The sequence below is a fragment of the Campylobacter felis genome, assembly GCF_030250085.1.
GTDB classification, from domain to species: Bacteria; Campylobacterota; Campylobacteria; order Campylobacterales; family Campylobacteraceae; genus Campylobacter_D; species Campylobacter_D upsaliensis.
The window spans coordinates 1-16,178 of sequence record NZ_JANURX010000021.1 but is presented as its reverse complement, the minus strand read 5'-3'; the positions used below and the strand labels follow the sequence as shown (position 1 = coordinate 16,178).

The 16,178-nt window shown below is 35.5% G+C and carries 23 protein-coding genes and 1 pseudogene; 7 read left to right on the top strand and 17 right to left on the bottom strand.

Annotation, left to right across the window (positions count from 1 at the left end; genetic code table 11):
* The first annotated feature begins 305 nt into the window (after window positions 1-305).
* Window positions 306-446, top strand: a complete 141-nt coding sequence (locus NYG92_RS08720; RefSeq protein ID WP_289234161.1) for a hypothetical protein — start codon at window positions 306-308, stop codon at window positions 444-446.
* Window positions 447-448: 2 nt separating this feature from the next.
* On the opposite strand, the gene NYG92_RS08715 is transcribed toward NYG92_RS08720, so the two are convergent.
* Together NYG92_RS08715 and NYG92_RS08710 are read right to left on the bottom strand one after the other, a co-directional pair.
* A complete protein-coding gene (locus NYG92_RS08715) occupies window positions 449-775 on the bottom strand; it encodes a hypothetical protein (RefSeq protein WP_289234160.1) in 327 nt (108 codons plus the stop codon).
* Window positions 776-1,088: 313 nt separating this feature from the next.
* Window positions 1,089-1,433, bottom strand: coding sequence for a helix-turn-helix domain-containing protein (locus tag NYG92_RS08710; protein WP_289234159.1), 345 nt, complete (start codon window positions 1,431-1,433; stop codon window positions 1,089-1,091).
* 344 nt (window positions 1,434-1,777) lie between these two features.
* On the opposite strand from NYG92_RS08710, the gene NYG92_RS08705 reads away from it, so the two are divergent.
* Window positions 1,778-1,966 carry a hypothetical protein gene (locus tag NYG92_RS08705; RefSeq protein ID WP_289234158.1) on the top strand — a complete coding sequence of 63 codons (189 nt, stop codon included), beginning with the start codon at window positions 1,778-1,780 and terminating at the stop codon, window positions 1,964-1,966.
* A gap of 118 nt (window positions 1,967-2,084) precedes the next feature.
* On the opposite strand, the gene NYG92_RS08700 is transcribed toward NYG92_RS08705, so the two are convergent.
* The 14 genes and pseudogenes from NYG92_RS08700 to NYG92_RS08635 form a co-directional block, all read right to left on the bottom strand.
* Entirely contained in the window at window positions 2,085-2,300 is a 216-nt protein-coding gene (locus NYG92_RS08700; protein WP_289234157.1) for a hypothetical protein, read from the bottom strand.
* Entirely contained in the window at window positions 2,257-2,598 is a 342-nt protein-coding gene (locus tag NYG92_RS08695; protein ID WP_289234156.1) for a hypothetical protein, read from the bottom strand. Before NYG92_RS08695 ends, NYG92_RS08700 begins: the two co-directional genes overlap by 44 nt.
* Window positions 2,599-2,731: 133 nt before the next feature.
* Window positions 2,732-3,121, bottom strand: coding sequence for a hypothetical protein (locus NYG92_RS08690; protein ID WP_289234155.1), 390 nt, complete (start codon window positions 3,119-3,121; stop codon window positions 2,732-2,734).
* Window positions 3,122-3,131: 10 nt separating this feature from the next.
* The gene (locus NYG92_RS08685; protein ID WP_289234154.1) at window positions 3,132-3,590 is read right to left on the bottom strand and encodes a DUF5675 family protein; all 459 of its coding nucleotides are present in this window, start codon (window positions 3,588-3,590) and stop codon (window positions 3,132-3,134) included.
* A gap of 206 nt (window positions 3,591-3,796) precedes the next feature.
* Window positions 3,797-3,982, bottom strand: coding sequence for a hypothetical protein (locus NYG92_RS08680; RefSeq protein WP_289234153.1), 186 nt, complete (start codon window positions 3,980-3,982; stop codon window positions 3,797-3,799).
* Window positions 3,979-4,371: a DUF1353 domain-containing protein gene (locus NYG92_RS08675; protein WP_289234152.1), complete on the bottom strand. Its 393-nt coding sequence runs from the start codon at window positions 4,369-4,371 to the stop codon at window positions 3,979-3,981. Before NYG92_RS08675 ends, NYG92_RS08680 begins: the two co-directional genes overlap by 4 nt.
* Window positions 4,372-4,490: 119 nt before the next feature.
* On the bottom strand, window positions 4,491-4,979 hold the full coding sequence (locus NYG92_RS08670; protein WP_289234151.1) for a DUF4376 domain-containing protein: 489 nt from the start codon (window positions 4,977-4,979) through the stop codon (window positions 4,491-4,493).
* A gap of 49 nt (window positions 4,980-5,028) precedes the next feature.
* Window positions 5,029-6,159 carry a coiled-coil domain-containing protein gene (locus NYG92_RS08665; protein WP_289234150.1) on the bottom strand — a complete coding sequence of 377 codons (1,131 nt, stop codon included), beginning with the start codon at window positions 6,157-6,159 and terminating at the stop codon, window positions 5,029-5,031.
* Window positions 6,143-7,120 carry a hypothetical protein gene (locus NYG92_RS08660; RefSeq protein WP_289234149.1) on the bottom strand — a complete coding sequence of 326 codons (978 nt, stop codon included), beginning with the start codon at window positions 7,118-7,120 and terminating at the stop codon, window positions 6,143-6,145. Before NYG92_RS08660 ends, NYG92_RS08665 begins: the two co-directional genes overlap by 17 nt.
* Complete coding sequence (locus NYG92_RS08655; protein ID WP_289234148.1) at window positions 7,120-8,034, bottom strand: hypothetical protein; 915 nt, start codon at window positions 8,032-8,034, stop codon at window positions 7,120-7,122. The genes NYG92_RS08660 and NYG92_RS08655 overlap by 1 nt, the downstream gene beginning before the upstream one ends.
* Window positions 8,035-8,148: 114 nt before the next feature.
* Window positions 8,149-9,324 carry a phage capsid family protein gene (locus NYG92_RS08650; RefSeq protein WP_289234147.1) on the bottom strand — a complete coding sequence of 392 codons (1,176 nt, stop codon included), beginning with the start codon at window positions 9,322-9,324 and terminating at the stop codon, window positions 8,149-8,151.
* Between the two features lie 228 nt (window positions 9,325-9,552).
* Window positions 9,553-10,107 (bottom strand): annotated as a pseudogene (locus tag NYG92_RS08645) (hypothetical protein); the annotation flags it as partial.
* 66 nt (window positions 10,108-10,173) lie between these two features.
* Window positions 10,174-10,920: a hypothetical protein gene (locus NYG92_RS08640; RefSeq protein WP_289234145.1), complete on the bottom strand. Its 747-nt coding sequence runs from the start codon at window positions 10,918-10,920 to the stop codon at window positions 10,174-10,176.
* A 292-nt stretch (window positions 10,921-11,212) separates the two neighbouring features.
* Window positions 11,213-11,542, bottom strand: coding sequence for a hypothetical protein (locus NYG92_RS08635; RefSeq protein ID WP_289234144.1), 330 nt, complete (start codon window positions 11,540-11,542; stop codon window positions 11,213-11,215).
* Window positions 11,543-11,658: 116 nt separating this feature from the next.
* Between NYG92_RS08635 and NYG92_RS08630 the strand changes: the two genes are divergently transcribed.
* The 5 genes from NYG92_RS08630 (at window position 11,659) to NYG92_RS08610 (ending at window position 14,924) form a co-directional block, all read left to right on the top strand.
* Window positions 11,659-12,606: a DNA cytosine methyltransferase gene (locus NYG92_RS08630; protein ID WP_220515735.1), complete on the top strand. Its 948-nt coding sequence runs from the start codon at window positions 11,659-11,661 to the stop codon at window positions 12,604-12,606.
* A complete protein-coding gene (locus tag NYG92_RS08625; protein ID WP_220515734.1) occupies window positions 12,584-13,468 on the top strand; it encodes a group I intron-associated PD-(D/E)XK endonuclease in 885 nt (294 codons plus the stop codon). The genes NYG92_RS08630 and NYG92_RS08625 overlap by 23 nt, the downstream gene beginning before the upstream one ends.
* A gap of 84 nt (window positions 13,469-13,552) precedes the next feature.
* The gene (locus NYG92_RS08620; RefSeq protein ID WP_289234143.1) at window positions 13,553-13,798 is read left to right on the top strand and encodes a hypothetical protein; all 246 of its coding nucleotides are present in this window, start codon (window positions 13,553-13,555) and stop codon (window positions 13,796-13,798) included.
* The gene (locus NYG92_RS08615; RefSeq protein ID WP_289234142.1) at window positions 13,791-14,297 is read left to right on the top strand and encodes a hypothetical protein; all 507 of its coding nucleotides are present in this window, start codon (window positions 13,791-13,793) and stop codon (window positions 14,295-14,297) included. The genes NYG92_RS08620 and NYG92_RS08615 overlap by 8 nt, the downstream gene beginning before the upstream one ends.
* Window positions 14,298-14,924 (top strand): hypothetical protein, encoded by a 627-nt coding sequence (locus NYG92_RS08610; RefSeq protein ID WP_289234141.1) that lies wholly within the window; start codon window positions 14,298-14,300, stop codon window positions 14,922-14,924. It begins immediately after the preceding gene.
* A 235-nt stretch (window positions 14,925-15,159) separates the two neighbouring features.
* Here the strand turns inward: NYG92_RS08610 and NYG92_RS08605 are convergent.
* Window positions 15,160-16,178, bottom strand: a 1,019-nt coding sequence (locus tag NYG92_RS08605) for a hypothetical protein (protein WP_289234140.1), incomplete at its 5' end; no start/stop codon positions are given.

The window sequence follows — 16,178 nt, the reverse complement described above, 5'->3', positions numbered from 1 at the left end:
ACTGAAGCTTTTAAAGCATTGCTTAGACTGAAAAGCTTTAAAGCCCCTTTTTACAGGCTATTAAAAGCCCATTTAACTAAGCTCCACGGATAAATAAACGCTGTTATTTTAAGCATTTTTTGTTTAAATATTTCTTAAAAAGCTTTTTTGATGATTTAGCTAAAGCCCTTTTTAACGCCCTTTAAAAAAGCCCTAGCGACTTGCTCTACTTCATATAAAACACGCCCTTAAAGCCAAAAAGGCATAAATTCATTTTTACACCGCTTTAAAATTTCTTGTAAAACGACCCCTTTGCAAGTCTTAAAATGCTTCGCTTCTTTATTTCATCGTTTTTAAAACGCTCTTTCGTGTGGCGTAAAAAGCAGACAAAAGCACTCGGGCGGCGGGGCGTGAATTTGGCATTTTGTGTGAGGGTAAAGCACTGCGCGGACTTAGAAGCGAAGTAAGTCTATTTCAAAGCCTCTTTTAACGCCCTTTTTAAAGCCTCATATTTTTCACACTCCTCCCTAAGCCTCGCATTTTCAAGGCTCAAAGCCTCCACATTTGAAGGACACTTCTGAGGCTTTTCACTCTCATTAAAGCTTTTTTTTAACGCTTCATCGTATTTTTTAGCTTTAATGATGAAAGCAAACACATTTTTAAGCCAAACAGGATAATTTTTAGAACTCCCCCAATTATTCACACTTCCATAAGGCAACCCCAAAAGCTCGGCTAATTCTTTTTTGTTTTTCACCTCCGCTTCACTCATAAGGCTCTTAAATTTTTCTTTTGTCATTTTTAACTCCTTTTTAATAATTATAATCTTATATTATTAAAATAAAATAAAATCACTTTAGATTTAAAATTTAAGCCTTATTTAAATAAGATTAAGTATAATTTTATCGTTAAGTTTTAAACTTCTGGAGGCTTACACCAAAGGAGGTTGAGAGATGACTGAAATTATTGCACTTGTGATAGTCTTAGTTGTCCTTATCTTAGTTATAAAAAACTGAGATAAGAACTAAAAGCATATTTTTTAGAATTATACTTCGCTCTGCTTAGTTTAAACTTAACTTTACTTTTAAGCCTCCAAAGTAGAGCGGGGAGGCTTACAAAATCGCTCTTAACGCTTCCTTATATCTCTCAAATTTTTCTAATTCTTCCCTTAACTTCGCGTTCTCAAGCCTTAACTCCTCAAGCTCTTGTTTCACTTTCAAAGGCTCATCGCAACCCACTTCATCACGCACCAAGCCCAAATTCCCACCGCTTAACGCTTCATCGTATTTTTTAGCTTTCACAAGGGCATTTAAAAACGGCTCTACATAAGGGGGGAATTTTTGCACATTCCCCCAATTATTCACAGAGTTATAAGGCATATTTAAAATTTTTGCTAACTCTTTTTTATTTTTACAACCTAGCTCTTTCATCATATTTAAAAATAGCATCTTATCCATTTTCACTCCTCAAATTTTTACAAAATAATACTATTTTAATGTTAAAAAGTCAATATTTTAATAAATTAGTGTTAATTTAAGTTAATATTAAGCATTAATCTAGTATAATTGTCACATAAAAACATTTAAAAAGTGTTTTTATAAGGGTTTCAACCGCGTGCCTTTTTAAGGCTAATAAACTTTTTTTAATGAAAGGGCTTTTATGAAAGTCTTGAAGTTAAGAAGGGTTTTTAAACTTTTCAGCCTAAAATTTAGCCTAAAGCTAAAAATTAGACTAAAAGTCGAATAATCCTCGCCTAGCATTATAGCTAGGCAGGATAAAATTAAACTTAAAAGGACAGCAAATGACATTTTTAACTTGCGATTACAATAGACATAAAGAAATTTATACAGCAGACGGCAAAGAGGTCGATTACTCCACCTTTTGCGATTTACGCGCCAAAAATGCCATCGAAGCCAATCAAACAGCCCTTATTTTAAGAGAAAAAGACGGAGGATTATGCGCGCGATTAAGGCTTATGAAAGATTTTTAAGCTATGAATTTTTTTATTTCGTACCACTAAAGAAAGATTAAAAATTAAATTAAGCCAAAGCCTAAAAAAGCCTCAAAGCCCAGTCCTTAGCTTTATGGATTATTTAAACTAGCGAAGTTTATTCGCTTAGCTCCCTTATTTTCCCCATTTGTATCACGCATTGTTTATAATGATAAAAAAGCATAGAATAAGCGTTTAAAATCTCAATTTCATTATTAGCATAGGGCTTTGGCAGTGTTTTAAGCTCTAAAAGCTCAGAGGGGATTTGCACTTTTATCAGTTTCACATCTTTAACGCTTTGCGTTTTGCTCCCACAGCCTGTTAGCCATAGCATTAAAAAGCTTAGTAAGATTATTTTCACCGCTTTCATACTTCTTAACAATGTAACGATTAACATATTCAATCCTCTCTTTAACTTGCTCTTTTGCCTCATTTGCGCTACTTATCGCCTCAATTTGTTTCCTATGCTCTAACTTAAGCGTTTCAAGGCTTAAGGCTAGATTATGATTTGCCTCAAGGCTTAGTTTTAAATCGCTCTTTACCTTTTCATATCTTGCTTTTTGCGCTTCTAAGCTTAGATATAAAAAGCCTATTCCACCCAAAGCCAAAGCTAAAGAAACATAAAAAAACATCTTACCTTTAAAAAATCCCAAAAACGTGCTAATTATGCTAAACATTTTTACCTACTTCCTATTTACCTTTTTCTTTAAGCTTACTTTCTAAAAGAATTGCAAAAAAACGCTTTTAAGCGTTTTAAATTTCGCTTTATTTTTTCAAGTTATCCAAGTCTTTAAACCACGCTCCCACGCCCTTTAAATCTTTTAAATTATCATCTATTTCATCAAGCTTAAGATTTGCCCTTTTAAGCTCATCATTTGTATTTTTACAATGCTCTTTGATAAATTCCATCATAGTCTTGCCATTTTCCTTATAAGCGTCTAAAGTCGCCTTTTGTATGGCTGAGTTTTCTTTTTGATTTTGCTTTATCTCCTCTAGATTTTTCAATTGCCTCTCTTGCTTTTCGCCTACGATTTCACTTTGCTTTTTATATAGATGTATCACTACACCCGCTAAAATTACGACCATAAGTCCAAGCAAACCCGCCCCGCTTAAGCTCCCTATTGCAGAAGCACTAGCTATAGCACTTTCACTCATAAGGTCCCCCTTATTCTAATTCATCTTTAATGACAAGCCCAACCATATCTAAATTCACGCCCCTCATTAAGTTGTAAAACTCTTTACACGCATCACGACTCCCTCCTATGCTTTCATCACTTGCCTTAGTGCGTCCTAGTAAAATACAGCCTTGCGTATCTTTATCCGTGTTTCCCCAGTGTATTAATATATGTCTTTCATAAGGCACTAAATCATTATAAACATTTAGCATTTCATCTTTTTCATTACCCGTAATTTTTCTTAAAGTCTTTTCGAAACGACTTCCCGGATGCCTTTTTAGCTTATAAACCCCACTAGGTATTCTTAAGTCTTTACCACTTTCAAGCCCAGCCGTATCCTCTTGTAAGGCAAAGCATTGAAAAGTTAAGTCGCCATTTTCATCATACATCTTAAACTTACCAATTACGCAAGATTTGCCTTGATACCTATTAATAATTTCTATTTTCATTTTTTATCTACCTTCATAAGAAAATCAAAGCCTTTCATAACGAAGCAATTTAGCCCTTTAGAAAAGAAAGCTGTCAAGCTTTCAAGTTTCTAAAGTGGATAACCCTTGCTGAGTGTGAAAGCGTTTTGATTTTTGCCCTAAAAACTTTTTGAATTCTCACCTAAACTCATTTTTGCTAAAACCCCAAAGACCACAACCCCCAAAGCTTAAAGTAAAGTATGCGTTTTTTCTAAATTCTCCTTTAAATTCTCAAGCACATCGCCATATTTATCAAAGACTTCATCATCATTTATAAGCTCAAGCACTAATTCCAAGCTATCCTCATTTAAATGATAAAGCTCCTCGCAAATCGCTCTAGCTTTAACGACCTTATTTTTCATCAAAGCCCTCATTTGTAACCTTTAAAATAGCATTTAAGCTTATGAAACTTATCCACCAAATGATAAAAGATAAAGCAAGTTAAAGCATTAACATTTAAAAGCCTTAAATGCTTATAAAAAGCTAAATCCGCCCTTTTATACGCCTCTTTTATGCTATCCTCGCGCATTGCACGGCTACATAGATAATCGTGCAAAATACAAGCGCTAAAATACTCACTTTTATAAGGGGGATAAAAGCTCCAAAAAATGCGCGGTATAGACGCTCCGTCAGTCGTGTAGCCCTTAGGCACGACCCCGCTTATAAGCTCATTTTCATTTAACTTTATATGGAAGCTAAAATCCTCCCAAACCTCAAATTTATATTTATCATAAGGCTTTACGACAACCCTTTTTAAACTCATTTTTTATTTTCCTTTTTTTTTACCTACTTTTAACGGGCGAACAAGTCCGCCCTAAAGTAGCAAAGCTAAAGTCGCCCACCCTTTTGCTAACGCAAAAGCCCCAACCACCTCAAACATTTTTAAAACTCTACTTGTATTTTTTCCAAAGCCGCTAAGCTTTTCGCCTTTTCGACTTTATCTTTTAAGGACCTTGCTTTCATCGTGTTTAAATTCACACTTTCAGCCATTTTTGTGCCTAAAGCGATTAAATCCTCCAAAGTAAAATCCACCGCCTCATTATCCTTAGCTATCCATTTAAAGCCCTCCGGCACTTGCTTAGTAATGCTAAAAAGCGAAGTCGTAGATGTTAAAAGGTTTCTATCCTTTTCTGCACTTTGAAACACCTTGCCATTATACTCTACGCCCCCATTTATAGCCTTATCTCTTTTTTTTGTGATTTCTGCTTTCTTAAGCTCTTTTTTGACTTCTAAAGCCTCACTAGGCTCTGCATTTTCAAGCCATTGTTTAAAATGAGGATGCGTAAGCGCCCACTTTAAATTTGCTCTTATACTCTTTATACTCAAATCTGCCCACGCCGTGTTTAATTCTACATTTTGCATTTTTCTCATAAAAACCTTTCTTTTTTTTATTTACTTTGTCTTTCACGCCTTATTCTATTTAAACCCCCTCCTCATCTTCTTCAAGCAAATCACCTTCAGGCAAAATCTCTCTATCCTCAATAGTAGGATACGGCAAGTCTAAATGGTTTAAAATATATGTAACCACTCTGTCTGAATACTTATTATCCTCATTTAACTCCGCCTTAGCCGCATTAATTTCTGCTAATATTTGCTCTTTTACCGCATTAATTTCACTCGTTATTTGCTCTTTTTGGCTATTAAGGTCAGCCCCATTTAACTGCGCCCTAGCCTCCTCCTTAACTCTATTAATTTCAGCCAATATTTCATTTTTTTGGCTCTCAAGGTCAGTTCTATCTAACTCCGCCTTAGCCGCATTAATTTCAGCCAATATTTCATTTTTTTGGCTCTCAAGGTCAGTTCTATCTAACTCCGCCTTAGCCGCATTAATTTCTGCTAATATTTGCTCTTTTACCGCATTAATTTCACTCGTTATTTGCTCTTTTTGGCTCTCAAGACCCTCAAGTTGTGTTCTAGCCACTTCTAAAGTATGAGTAATTTCCGCTTTTTTCTCACCATAAAGCGTTACAAACTCAGCGTTTAAAGTATTTGCTTCCTCAAGCTTAGTATTGATTTCTTCAAACTCACTTTTTAAAGCCTCGCCCCTCTGTATAAGGGCTCTTGTGTCATCTTTATCGTTAGCGACATTATTTTCAAGCTCAATAAGCTCATCTTTAAGCCGTTCTACATTTTGTAAAATCCCACTTGCATTAGCGTCTAACTCTTTCACTTCCTCATTAAGCTCTGCCGCGCTTTCTTTTAGAGCTAGAGTATCATTATAAACGCTTCTTGTATCCTCTAGGGTTTTATTTGCCTCACTTAAAACAAATTCATATCCTTTTTTAAGCCTCTCGTTCGTTTTAAAAAGACTATAAACGCTCATAAGCGTGAGTTTAATCTGCTCTAGCCAATTAACATTTTGATTAAGAGCATTTTCAAGCTTTTTTAATAATTGTTCCTCGCTCGTTTCTGGTTTAACTTCACCACCTTGCTCCGCTTCAGTCTCAACCCTTACGCCATTACCTCTAGCCACATCACTCGTTTGGCTTTGAGTCTCTACATTCAAAGCACCGCTTTCTTCATCATTTAAAGTTTCATTTAACTCTCTCATTGTTTTTCCCTACTTTAAAATATTCACCATATTTATATACCCTTTCAAACTCATCTTTGTCAAATTCATTGCTTTTTAGGTATTGATACGCCTTTCTATTATTGATAAAATTGTTCCGTCCCTCCTCACCTAAAGCTTCAAAGATAACTCCCTCATCATAACCCTTGCTTTTTAAAACCTTTAAGGCGTTATTTTGCCTTTGAAAAAAGTTCTCATATATACTTAAAGCCTTTTGCCTTGTCTGTTCTGCATTAAGACCACCAAAATTAAGCGCTTCAGTCATTCTCGCTCTTTCTTTTTGTGTGCCGCCGCTTCTTAGCTTGATAGCGTTTAGATAATTTCCATAAAGATTACTTTCATCGAAAATTCTTTGTTGATTTGCCTCATCGGCGCTGAAAATGAAGTGATTTGTCATATTGCTCCATTTTCTTGCTAGATGATTTTGAATTCCGCTTGTTTCATTTGAATTTGCCACTATGCTATTTAAGTTTTCAAAGGCATTATTTAGCTCTTTTAACTGCTCATAATCCTTATCCCCATTTAGCCTCTTAACCCTAGCACCCAATTCGCCATTAAGCCTAAGATTATTTTCACCCCCTACAACCACGCTTCTATTTTTCATCGCCTCATTTAAAGCCGTGCTATCTAAGCCCATTTTTTTAAGCGCGTAAATATCATAAAGACTAAGTTCTTTTTTCTTTATCTTTTCGTCTAAAATCTTGCTTCCCGTGCTTACATTTGAGGGCATATTCAAAACGCGTAGCGCAGACGGCTCTTGTTTTAAGGGCGCGTTTTGCATTAGCTCAGCTTCTTTATTTGCTTCATCTAAGGCTTTTATCTTTTCGTCAAGCTTTTCATTTTGCTCTTTATTTTCCTCCCTTAAAAAACTTTCTAAACTTGGTTTAATAGGCTCATTTTCTAAAGCCTCCAAGCCTTTATGTCTTAAAACTAAATCTTGCATTAAACCACCTTAAATACTTTCTTTCTTGTCAAATCCTCGCCCTTTTCAAAGGCTATAATATTATTGATAATTTCACTAATATGCCTTAATTCATTATTTAAATTCATAGCGCTTAGAGTAAGGTTCTGTAAAAAGGCTTGTTCCCTTATAAAGTGTGAGTTAAAAAAAGCCTCAGCTAAATCCGCATTAATGCTTAAAAGTGCTTCGCTCGTGCTTTCTAAGTGATTTTGCTCTAAAAATTCCCTAGTCGCTTTTTTGCTTTCAGCACTAACCTTGCTCCTAAAATACTTATCTTGCAAAAAGCTATCTTTTAAAAAATGAAGTGAAAAGGGCTTAAACACCTCTACACTATTTTTTGCTATATAGCTTTTAAGCTCAGCATTGGCTTTGATTTGCACCGCTTTTTTTACGCTTATATCAAGCTCATTTAAAGCCGTGTTTAACTTCGCTTTTTTCGCGTCTTTTTCCGCTTCAAATTCTCTTATTTGCTCGTTTAACGCCTCTTTATTTTCGCTTATAAAGCTTTCTAAGTTTTCAGCCTCTAAGAAGTCTCTTACTACTTCGTTAAAATTTACTCTATTTTGCTCTAAAAACTCCCTTGCTATCCTTTGACTTTCATTTTCCAAATTGAGATTTTGCAAAACTAGGCTCAAAAGCTCCTCCTTATTTTCACCAAATAAAGCGCTCGTTCTTTCGCTTATTTCCCTATCCAAATTTGTCCTTAATTCTGTAAAGGCATTAAGGCTCGCTTCTATTATTTTGTCATTAGCATTTTTTTCAAGCTCTTTAAAACTTCCGCTTAAAAGCTCCCTTGCCCTAGCTTCGTTAAACCCCTCACGCACTTCATTTAAAAGCGTGTTAATTTGCTCTATTTTTGCATTGATATCATTTAAGGCAGTGTTTTCATAATTCATTTTAAAAACCCCTTTCGCTCTTTAAAAAAGCTTTCAAAAAGCCTTTTAAAACAAGACAATTTAGCCCCAAGTGAAAAAGGCGTAAGCCTTTAGGCTTCACTTGTCTTAAGAAAACTATTCCTTACTAGAGAAAATCCCAATCGTTGCAAAATCGCTATTATCATACACGCTTAAAACGCCGTTTGCACTCTCAAATCTACCCTTTGAAACAGCTAAAAGTCTATCCGCTCCGCATATAATTTTACGCCCTGCATCCTCACTCTCGCTAACATAAAAATTTACTTGCTCATTCCCCACTAAAACAAGTGCTGACGCTCCTACTAAAAAGCCAATAGAAACGGCTTGACTGTCCGCGTAAGATGAAGGTGGCGTTATTTTTTTATGATTTGGTGCGTAAATATTTGCCTTAAAGTCCGCATCACTAATTTCACTATTTAAAAAACCGCTTTGCATTTTAGTCCATACACCCATATCTATAACAGGGCATTCATCGACTAAGCCCACTAAGCCAGTGAAAAGGTTATTTTTCTCACCTCTAACGCCCACTTTTTGCATCGCTACCCACTCGGGGTCGTTTTTAAGCTGGTTAATTTGATAGCTATCAAGCAAGATAATATAAGAATAGTTTTGAACCGTAATGCCTCCTTGATTATGTTGCGTGCTTCTAATCGGCTTTATAGGAAAGGCGTCTTTATTTTTGTAATTTTTACCCGCTCTAGCCATAAAAATGGCACGGCGTAAAGCCTTGACATTACACACATCACCGGCTACGATTTTCTTACTAGCATCAGCAACGCTTTTTTCTCTACTGCTATCTTTAAAGCCGTCATTTTGGTCGCACACTACGCAATTTGTAATGTCATTGCTTAAAGCCGTTACAAAATAGCGATCTCTTTTATCAACTATCCAATCGGTTAAGCTATCAGTCGCCTCTTTGATGAAGTCAATTTGCTGGATTTTGCTATATTGCTTAATCGGACTTTTTAGCGCATTACCTATCACTTCTGGAAATACCGTTTGACTTAAAATTTCTAAATTATCGAAATTTGTATCAAAATCCGCATTCCCCTTAACACCGCTTCCCGTTAATTGTGCTTTAAGTCTTGGACGATAAGGATTAGAATCCTTAACATTATAAGTTCTTACCCCTCTATCTTGCCCCCTACCCATAAAAGGCGCAAATGGGCTTTTCTGCCAACTTGCATTTTCTATCGTTCTAGCGATTTCCACCGCGACATTTGGATTTTCTCTCCACGCTGCCAAATTGATTTTGTTTAAACTATCTAACATTTTTTAAATTCCTTTATATTTTAACCTACTTTCACCAGGCGAAGTAAATTCGCCTTAAAGTAGCAAAGCTAAAGGCACGACCCGCCCAAATGCTCACGCATTTGCCGTGTTAAGCCTTTAAATTTGCTTTTAAGAAAATTGCAAAAATTAGTGCAATAACAATTTTTGAATTTTCGCCTAACTCTTGCCAAAATCCCAAGCCAACCCCGACCACAACCCCCAAAGCCTTTAAAATCTCTGCGTTACAAGACTATCTCCCCCACTTTCCACACTTGCACTACTTGCATTAAGCCTTTGAGGTAGCTCCTCACTTTCCTCCGTTTTGTTTTCCCCCTCATAAAGCTTGTAAAGCGCCTCAAAAAAGGCTCTAGGCTCTAAGCTTTCCAAACTCGCCTTAGCTCTAGGGCTTAAATCATTTTGAAAAAAGTCCAAAAGCTCATCACTACTCACCCCTAAATTACGCGCATCAAAGGCATCAGCGGCGGCTTGGATATTATCAAACGCTTTTTTTTGCCCTATTTGACCTCTTAGCTCATTTGCCTCATTGACCTTATTTTGCAAGGATTTTAAAAACTCGTTTTGTAAATGCAAAATTTGCTTGATAAACTCCTCTTTATCCTCGAAAAATAGCTCCTCCAAACTCTCATCACTAGCTATTTTTTCTGCGCCATATTTTGCAAAGTCTTGTTCTAAACTCGCCTCTGCTTGACTGATTTCATTTTCTAAAACCGCCAAGCGTGCCTCATCGTCATTTAAGGGACTTTGTGCTGCTTCATCCATACTTGCTCCTTTTTTGTAATTTGTGAAAAGATAGCTTTAAAAGGATTTAAAAAAAAGGCTTAAAGCTTTTTAATTTTCCTCGATAACTCTAAGTTTTATACTAGTGCTTAAAAGCTCGTTTTTATGATTTCTTGCTTTAAAACTTAGCTCATACTCCCCCGCCACTTCACTGATAAAAAAAAGGCAAGTCCCCTCATACCTACGCCCCTCAAGCTCAAAATAATGCTCACTATTTGGATATATCGTATAAGCGTTTATCTCCACCGCTTCATTAATCCTAAGCTTAACTCTAGGGCATATTATGCCAAGCTCCTTAACGCCTCTGCCGTCCTCAAAACCCTCATTTGCTAGTTCTTTTATCTTGTTTAAAAGCGGTCTATATTCCGCACTCATATCTTTATTTGAGATTTGATTAATAAAGCTCATAACTTGATGCGTATAAGAAGCGACCATTCTTTCATTACTTGCATTGCCGACGACATTTAAAAAGCTTACCACCGCATTTGCCTTATTAATCGCCGCATTATCTCCTACGCTTAGTAACATAGCGTGCGCTTGCACTAGGCTTTTAAGCTTTTCTATTTGTAAGGCGTCATTTTGCGTTTTGCTTTGTAAGATTAGGTTTTTAATCTCAGCTTCGGCTTTTTCATAATTATAAGCGTTTTCCTTTTCTTTAAAATCGATTTCGACTAATTTTAAGGCTAACTCACTTGCAAAAGAAACTAATTTATCATCGGTTAAACGGCTTTTATGCTTTTTTTCTAAATGCGTGTAAGCCTCATTAAAATGATCCCAAAAATTAAAGCGTTTTGTCATATTTTTTTCCTTTTTTTACCTACTTTCACCAGGCGAAGTAAATTCGCCTTAAAGTAGCAAACCTAAAGCCCACGCCGTCCCTTTACTTCGTAAAGCCGTGTTTTGCCTTTAAATTCACTTTCTAAAGAAATTTAAAACCTTGCGTAATGAGGTAATTTAGCCCAAGCGAAAAAACGCTTTTAAGCGTTTAAGCTTCGCTTGTGGATAACTCTTGCCGAATAAGCAAGGGTTTAAAATAAGCCCTAAATAAAAGCGATTTAAATTCGCACTTAAAGAGTTTTTGAATTCTCGCCTAAACCCTGCTTGTATCCAAAAGAGAAGCCCCCCTCATCACCATATCAGTTGCCTCATCTCTTTCTTTTTCTCTTTTATTGTATCTTGCATTTTCTATGGCTTGTTGTTTTTCGGCATTTGCTAAGGCTCTTTTTTGCATTTTTAAGGCTTTGTTGCTTTGAAAAATGCCATATATATTTGTGCCTATACTTGCCAAAGCTCCCACGCCTTGCATACCCTTACCAAAATTTGCAAAATTATTACTTCCTAAATAATTGCTAAATTTAGTCCATAAACCGCTTTCATTTGCCGCTTTTTCTGCATTATTTATAGGTGGCATTAAGTCCATATTTATCCTTTTAAAACACTTTTTAAGCTAACTTTACCCCTTAAAAGCCTTTAAAAAAAGGCTTAAGGTTTTTTTTTATTTTCTTTGGTTAGAATTTACGCCTTACAAGGAGAGAGATGAAAATAGGCAGTTTATTTGCAGGGATTGGCGGCATTGAGCTTGGCTTTTTAAAGGCAGGATTTAAAACAGCTTGGGCGGTAGAGCTAGATAGTAAAGCCTGTATCACTTATAGAGCAAATCATAAGCACAAACTTATTAACGATGACTTAGCAAAAGTAGATTTAAAAAGCTTAAGCAAGATTGACATTTTAACGGCGGGCTTTCCGTGTCAAGCCTTTAGCGTGGCTGGGTATCAAAAGGGCTTTAACGATGAAAGGGGTAATGTCTTTTTTGAAATTTTAAGGTATTTAGATCATTTTAAGCCTAGCATTATCTTTTTAGAAAATGTCAAAAATCTTTTCAAGCACGATAAGGGCAGAACCTTTGAAACGATTAAAGAAAAATTACAAAAGCGGGGCTATTTTTTAAAATATCAAATTCTAAATACCAGCGAATACGGCAATATCCCTCAAAATAGAGAGAGAATTTACATTGTAGGCTTTTTAGATTTTCACACTTATGAAAGCTTTCATTTCCCTGCTAAAATTAAACTCACGCGAAAAATTGAGCATTTATTAGAAAAGGGCGTGGATAAAAGCTTTTACTACACTTCGCACAGATATTACCCCGAGCTTAAAAAAGAGTTGCAAAGTAAAGAAACCTTATATCAATGGCGTAGGCATTATGTAAGAGAAAATAAAAATAAGCTATGTCCCACTTTAACGGCAAATATGGGAACAGGCGGGCATAATGTGCCTTTGGTGCTAGATGATGATATAAGAAAGCTTACCCCTAGAGAGTGTGCGAGATTTCAAGGCTTTGATGATAGCTTTATTTTACCCTCACAGCTTTCAAACGCCACGCTTTATAAACAAATAGGCAATAGCGTTTCGCTAAGTGTGATAGCAAATATCGCAAAAGAGCTAAAAAAGGCTTTAAAAAATGACTTTAGAGCAGTTTGTTAAAGAAAATATCACAGCCTTTAACGCAAAGCCCAGGGGCTTTAAAAATTCCCTTTTTAATGAAATGCAAATTAAAGATTATTTAAAAAAGCGTTTTAGAGAAAAATGCGAAAATGAAGCTTTTAAAGAAAAAATTTTAAAAGATTTTGCAAATTTATCTTATCAAAAAAGCAAGATTATAGACCTTGCAAATCAAGAAATCTTATATAAAAACGACCTTTTGCATTTTTTAGAAAGGCAAATTTTTTTAGATATTTTTAAGGGCTTAGATTTAGAGCAATTAAAAGATAAAAGCCTAGCCTACATCAAACAAAACACCGATGAGCTACAATTTAAATTCATACAAAGCAAACTAAGTAAAATTTTAGAAAAAGCCTTATTTCTTGCTTCTATGGACGGCTTTTCGGCAAATTTGCTTCAAATTAATTCAGGCGTTATGATTTCTAATGCTGGAGATAGTGCTGAATTTTTATTTGTAGCGAGGGCTATTTTAGCAGGATTTAACGCCTCAAGCGTTGATGTTAGAAGTAGTCGTTATGATGCTATAGTTGATTATAATGGCACTCTTTTACGCATACAAATTAAAGGCATTACAGGAGGGCTTATAAGCTTTAAAGATAGGGATAGAGGCGGACAGGGTATAGACTATAAGCACCAAAGTAATCAAGGCAAAAGAATTACTAGCAAAGATTGTGATATTTATGCCGCAGTGGATAAACAAGTCGGCATTTGCTACCTTATCCCTATGAGTTTTGCGGATAGCTTAAATGATAAAGAGTGCGAAAAAGTAAGACTAGAGCAAATTAGCCTTTACAAAGAAAACTGGGACATTATCAAGCTTTTTGCTACTAAAAAACTTCCTTAAATTTTCTTAGCTTAAGCCTTTTAAGCCTTTTTTATAAAAGAGCTTTTTTATATTTTTATATAATTTATTAAGAAAGGATAAAAAATGCCAGTAAAAAAAGAAGTCTTAGAAAACGAGCTTAAAGAAAGTAAGCTAAGCAAAAAAAATAAAGAAATTTATGTCGATTTGGCTAAATTTTTATATATAGGCGATGAGCCTTATCACCATAAAGACGCTAAAGGTAAGGATTATGTTTTCACAAAAAACGATGTGATTATAATGAGTGAGGGTGAGGGGGCGCGCTATTTTGACTATAAAAACACCCTTTTTAAAAGGATAAATAATGCGTAATGATTTAAGAGCGGGCAGCGGACCTGTAAATTCTGTCATAGCAGCCGCAGAGGCTTATCATAATGGCGTCTTAAAACAACAAGCCCTAATGAATTCTATGTTTGATAAATTTGCCTCTTTTGTGAAAGAGCAAAGAGCGCAAATGAGGGAAGATAAAGCCGATTTACAAAAAGAGCAAATTCACGCTTTGCAAAAAGATACTATGCAAAAGCAAAACGAGCTTTTAGGCAAGAATTTAGCCCACTTTGAAAAGGATAAAGAGCAAGAAAGAGCTAGAAATAAAGCCCAAAACGCCGCCGCTTATGCTTCAGCAGGGGTAAATAACGAGCAGCAAAAGGCTTTAAAAATGCAAAGAAAAGAAAAAGAGGAATTTGATAAATTAAGCAAAAGGCTAAATCCGCTTAATTATAGCAAAAGTGGCTTTTCTAACATCGATGATGCAGACATACAAAACGCCTTAAGCTTTAGCGAAAATGGGCTTTTTCCTCAAAGGCGTTAAATGATAGATTTAAAACTCAAAGCCAAAATTAGACTTCATTATGAAAGCAATTTTGACAATGCTAAAGAAGTCAGCCGAGCCTTTGAGATTAATTATCGCACCTTAATGAAATGGATAGAAAAAGAAAAATGGCAAAAGGGCGTTTTAGTTAAGGGCGCGTTAAAAGAAAGCACGAAAAACGAGCTTTTAAAAAAGGAATTTGGCACAAGGCTTGATATGCAAAGCCAAAAAATTAAAGATAGCGTTAAAAACAAGATTGAGAATTTAAAAGATTTTGAAAGCCTTAGTATAGAGGAGTTTAACCTAGAATTAGAAAAGATTAGCGATAAAGTTCTAACTGCGGCTTTGAGTGCTGAATTTATCCATAAAAATATGGTGGAGAGTTTTTTATATGCTAAACACGAGCTTAAAAGAATGAGTTTGCTAAGAAAAGATTATAAAGCAGATCCGACTTTAATCGCTATGAGTGAAAAGCTTATTAATATGCTTTCAAGCATACAAAAAAGCCTTTATTCTAAAGATTTGTTAGAACACGCCCTTAACGCAAATAATACAAATATCGACCTTAAAAAACTGAGCGAAAACGAGCTTAAAGCCTTAGCTGGGGAGATTATAGACATTAACTAAAATTCACTAAAATAAGCTTGTTTAAGTGAGCTAACTTTCTTTTGTGCTGGAAAGGGGGCTTGAAAAATGTGGATTAAGATTATTAACATTTTGATTCTAATTTTAGAGCTAGTCAAGGAATTTTTAAAACCCCTTGACTAATCCAAAAAGCTAAAAGTATTGTAAGTTAAACCGCCTTAGCTTACGCTTAAACGATTTTATATTATAGCATAAAAGAAAGGGCGGTTCTTTTGTGCTAAATATTCCACCCGCTTTGATACACGCTTCTACCACTCTTTTGCAAAGGCATTTTTAAAGCCACAGGAGGCAAAGTATCCTTATGTGCTATGCAAGAAGCAAGAGCGTCAATGCAGTCATCTTTTCTAAAGGGCTTTTCAGGGTTAAAGCTTAATAATTCTTTTTTGATTTGATTAAGCCCAAAAGCTTGATTTAAAAACACCAAAGCACCGCTATTATAATACGCCCTCATCGCTTTGATTTTCTCCACTTTTGAGATTTTTCTATTTGCTGGATACACCTCTATGATATTATTAATTAAGGGCTTATTTTGCCTTTTAAGATTTTCATTAACACGCACGATTTCACGCTGTAAAAGCCTATGTAAGATAAGCCCACCGCCCTCACTTTCCATATAAACCCTAGCATTAGGGTAATTAATCAAAGTTTCTATGATATGCTCGCAAGTTTGCATCTCGTCCCATACCCCATAAAAGCAGTTTTTTAGCACATATCTTACGCTATTTTCGCCGTGATTTTCCACGCCCACCACGACTAAAGCCCTATTATCCGCCCTTGCATTGATAGCAAATGCCCCGTCAAAAAAGATATATTCTTTTTGCTCTTTCATCTCAAAACTAGGAATTGTCTTAAAATTCTCAAGTAAGAAAAATCCGCTTTCCGTAGCTTGTGGCTCTTGCTGATACTGTGTGCTAAACTCGTCCTCGCCCATTTGAATTTTTAGCTCTTTTAGCGCCTTTAAATCGTGCTTTTTCATAAAAAGCGGTTCGTTTTCCTTTCTTTCATACTTGAAATTTCTCACTTCATACCGCGCCGCTTCTTTGTTTAAAGCCTCCATTTTAAGCACTTTCCATTGACTTATAATTTCTTTTGAAAAATGCCTCTCATTTAGCAAAAATCCGCATAAATCCTCGTAGCCTAATCTTTGCATTAAAATGGTAATATTTGAATTTGTATTTTGCAAACGCGTCAAAACGCTTTCTTTAAAGTTTTCATTAACTAGCTTTCGCTCGGCTT

What these genes read in the sequence shown, in the direction of transcription:
- NYG92_RS08630 (WP_220515735.1), top strand. Translation starts at nt 11,659, where the DNA reads ATGAAAATAGGCAGTTTATTTGCAGGGATTGGCGGCATTGAGCTTGGC.
- NYG92_RS08670 (WP_289234151.1), bottom strand. Translation starts at nt 4,979, where the DNA reads ATGAGAAAAATGCAAAATGTAGAATTAAACACGGCGTGGGCAGATTTG.
- NYG92_RS08715 (WP_289234160.1), bottom strand. Translation starts at nt 775, where the DNA reads ATGACAAAAGAAAAATTTAAGAGCCTTATGAGTGAAGCGGAGGTGAAA.
- NYG92_RS08620 (WP_289234143.1), top strand. Translation starts at nt 13,553, where the DNA reads ATGCCAGTAAAAAAAGAAGTCTTAGAAAACGAGCTTAAAGAAAGTAAG.
- NYG92_RS08635 (WP_289234144.1), bottom strand. Translation starts at nt 11,542, where the DNA reads ATGGACTTAATGCCACCTATAAATAATGCAGAAAAAGCGGCAAATGAA.
- NYG92_RS08665 (WP_289234150.1), bottom strand. Translation starts at nt 6,159, where the DNA reads ATGAGAGAGTTAAATGAAACTTTAAATGATGAAGAAAGCGGTGCTTTG.
- NYG92_RS08695 (WP_289234156.1), bottom strand. Translation starts at nt 2,598, where the DNA reads ATGTTTTTTTATGTTTCTTTAGCTTTGGCTTTGGGTGGAATAGGCTTT.
- NYG92_RS08625 (WP_220515734.1), top strand. Translation starts at nt 12,584, where the DNA reads ATGACTTTAGAGCAGTTTGTTAAAGAAAATATCACAGCCTTTAACGCA.
- NYG92_RS08705 (WP_289234158.1), top strand. Translation starts at nt 1,778, where the DNA reads ATGACATTTTTAACTTGCGATTACAATAGACATAAAGAAATTTATACA.
- NYG92_RS08700 (WP_289234157.1), bottom strand. Translation starts at nt 2,300, where the DNA reads ATGCTATGGCTAACAGGCTGTGGGAGCAAAACGCAAAGCGTTAAAGAT.
- NYG92_RS08675 (WP_289234152.1), bottom strand. Translation starts at nt 4,371, where the DNA reads ATGAGTTTAAAAAGGGTTGTCGTAAAGCCTTATGATAAATATAAATTT.
- NYG92_RS08610 (WP_289234141.1), top strand. Translation starts at nt 14,298, where the DNA reads ATGATAGATTTAAAACTCAAAGCCAAAATTAGACTTCATTATGAAAGC.
- NYG92_RS08655 (WP_289234148.1), bottom strand. Translation starts at nt 8,034, where the DNA reads ATGAATTATGAAAACACTGCCTTAAATGATATCAATGCAAAAATAGAG.
- NYG92_RS08720 (WP_289234161.1), top strand. Translation starts at nt 306, where the DNA reads ATGCTTCGCTTCTTTATTTCATCGTTTTTAAAACGCTCTTTCGTGTGG.
- NYG92_RS08685 (WP_289234154.1), bottom strand. Translation starts at nt 3,590, where the DNA reads ATGAAAATAGAAATTATTAATAGGTATCAAGGCAAATCTTGCGTAATT.
- NYG92_RS08710 (WP_289234159.1), bottom strand. Translation starts at nt 1,433, where the DNA reads ATGGATAAGATGCTATTTTTAAATATGATGAAAGAGCTAGGTTGTAAA.
- NYG92_RS08660 (WP_289234149.1), bottom strand. Translation starts at nt 7,120, where the DNA reads ATGCAAGATTTAGTTTTAAGACATAAAGGCTTGGAGGCTTTAGAAAAT.
- NYG92_RS08690 (WP_289234155.1), bottom strand. Translation starts at nt 3,121, where the DNA reads ATGAGTGAAAGTGCTATAGCTAGTGCTTCTGCAATAGGGAGCTTAAGC.
- NYG92_RS08615 (WP_289234142.1), top strand. Translation starts at nt 13,791, where the DNA reads ATGCGTAATGATTTAAGAGCGGGCAGCGGACCTGTAAATTCTGTCATA.
- NYG92_RS08650 (WP_289234147.1), bottom strand. Translation starts at nt 9,324, where the DNA reads ATGTTAGATAGTTTAAACAAAATCAATTTGGCAGCGTGGAGAGAAAAT.
- NYG92_RS08680 (WP_289234153.1), bottom strand. Translation starts at nt 3,982, where the DNA reads ATGAGGGCTTTGATGAAAAATAAGGTCGTTAAAGCTAGAGCGATTTGC.
- NYG92_RS08640 (WP_289234145.1), bottom strand. Translation starts at nt 10,920, where the DNA reads ATGACAAAACGCTTTAATTTTTGGGATCATTTTAATGAGGCTTACACG.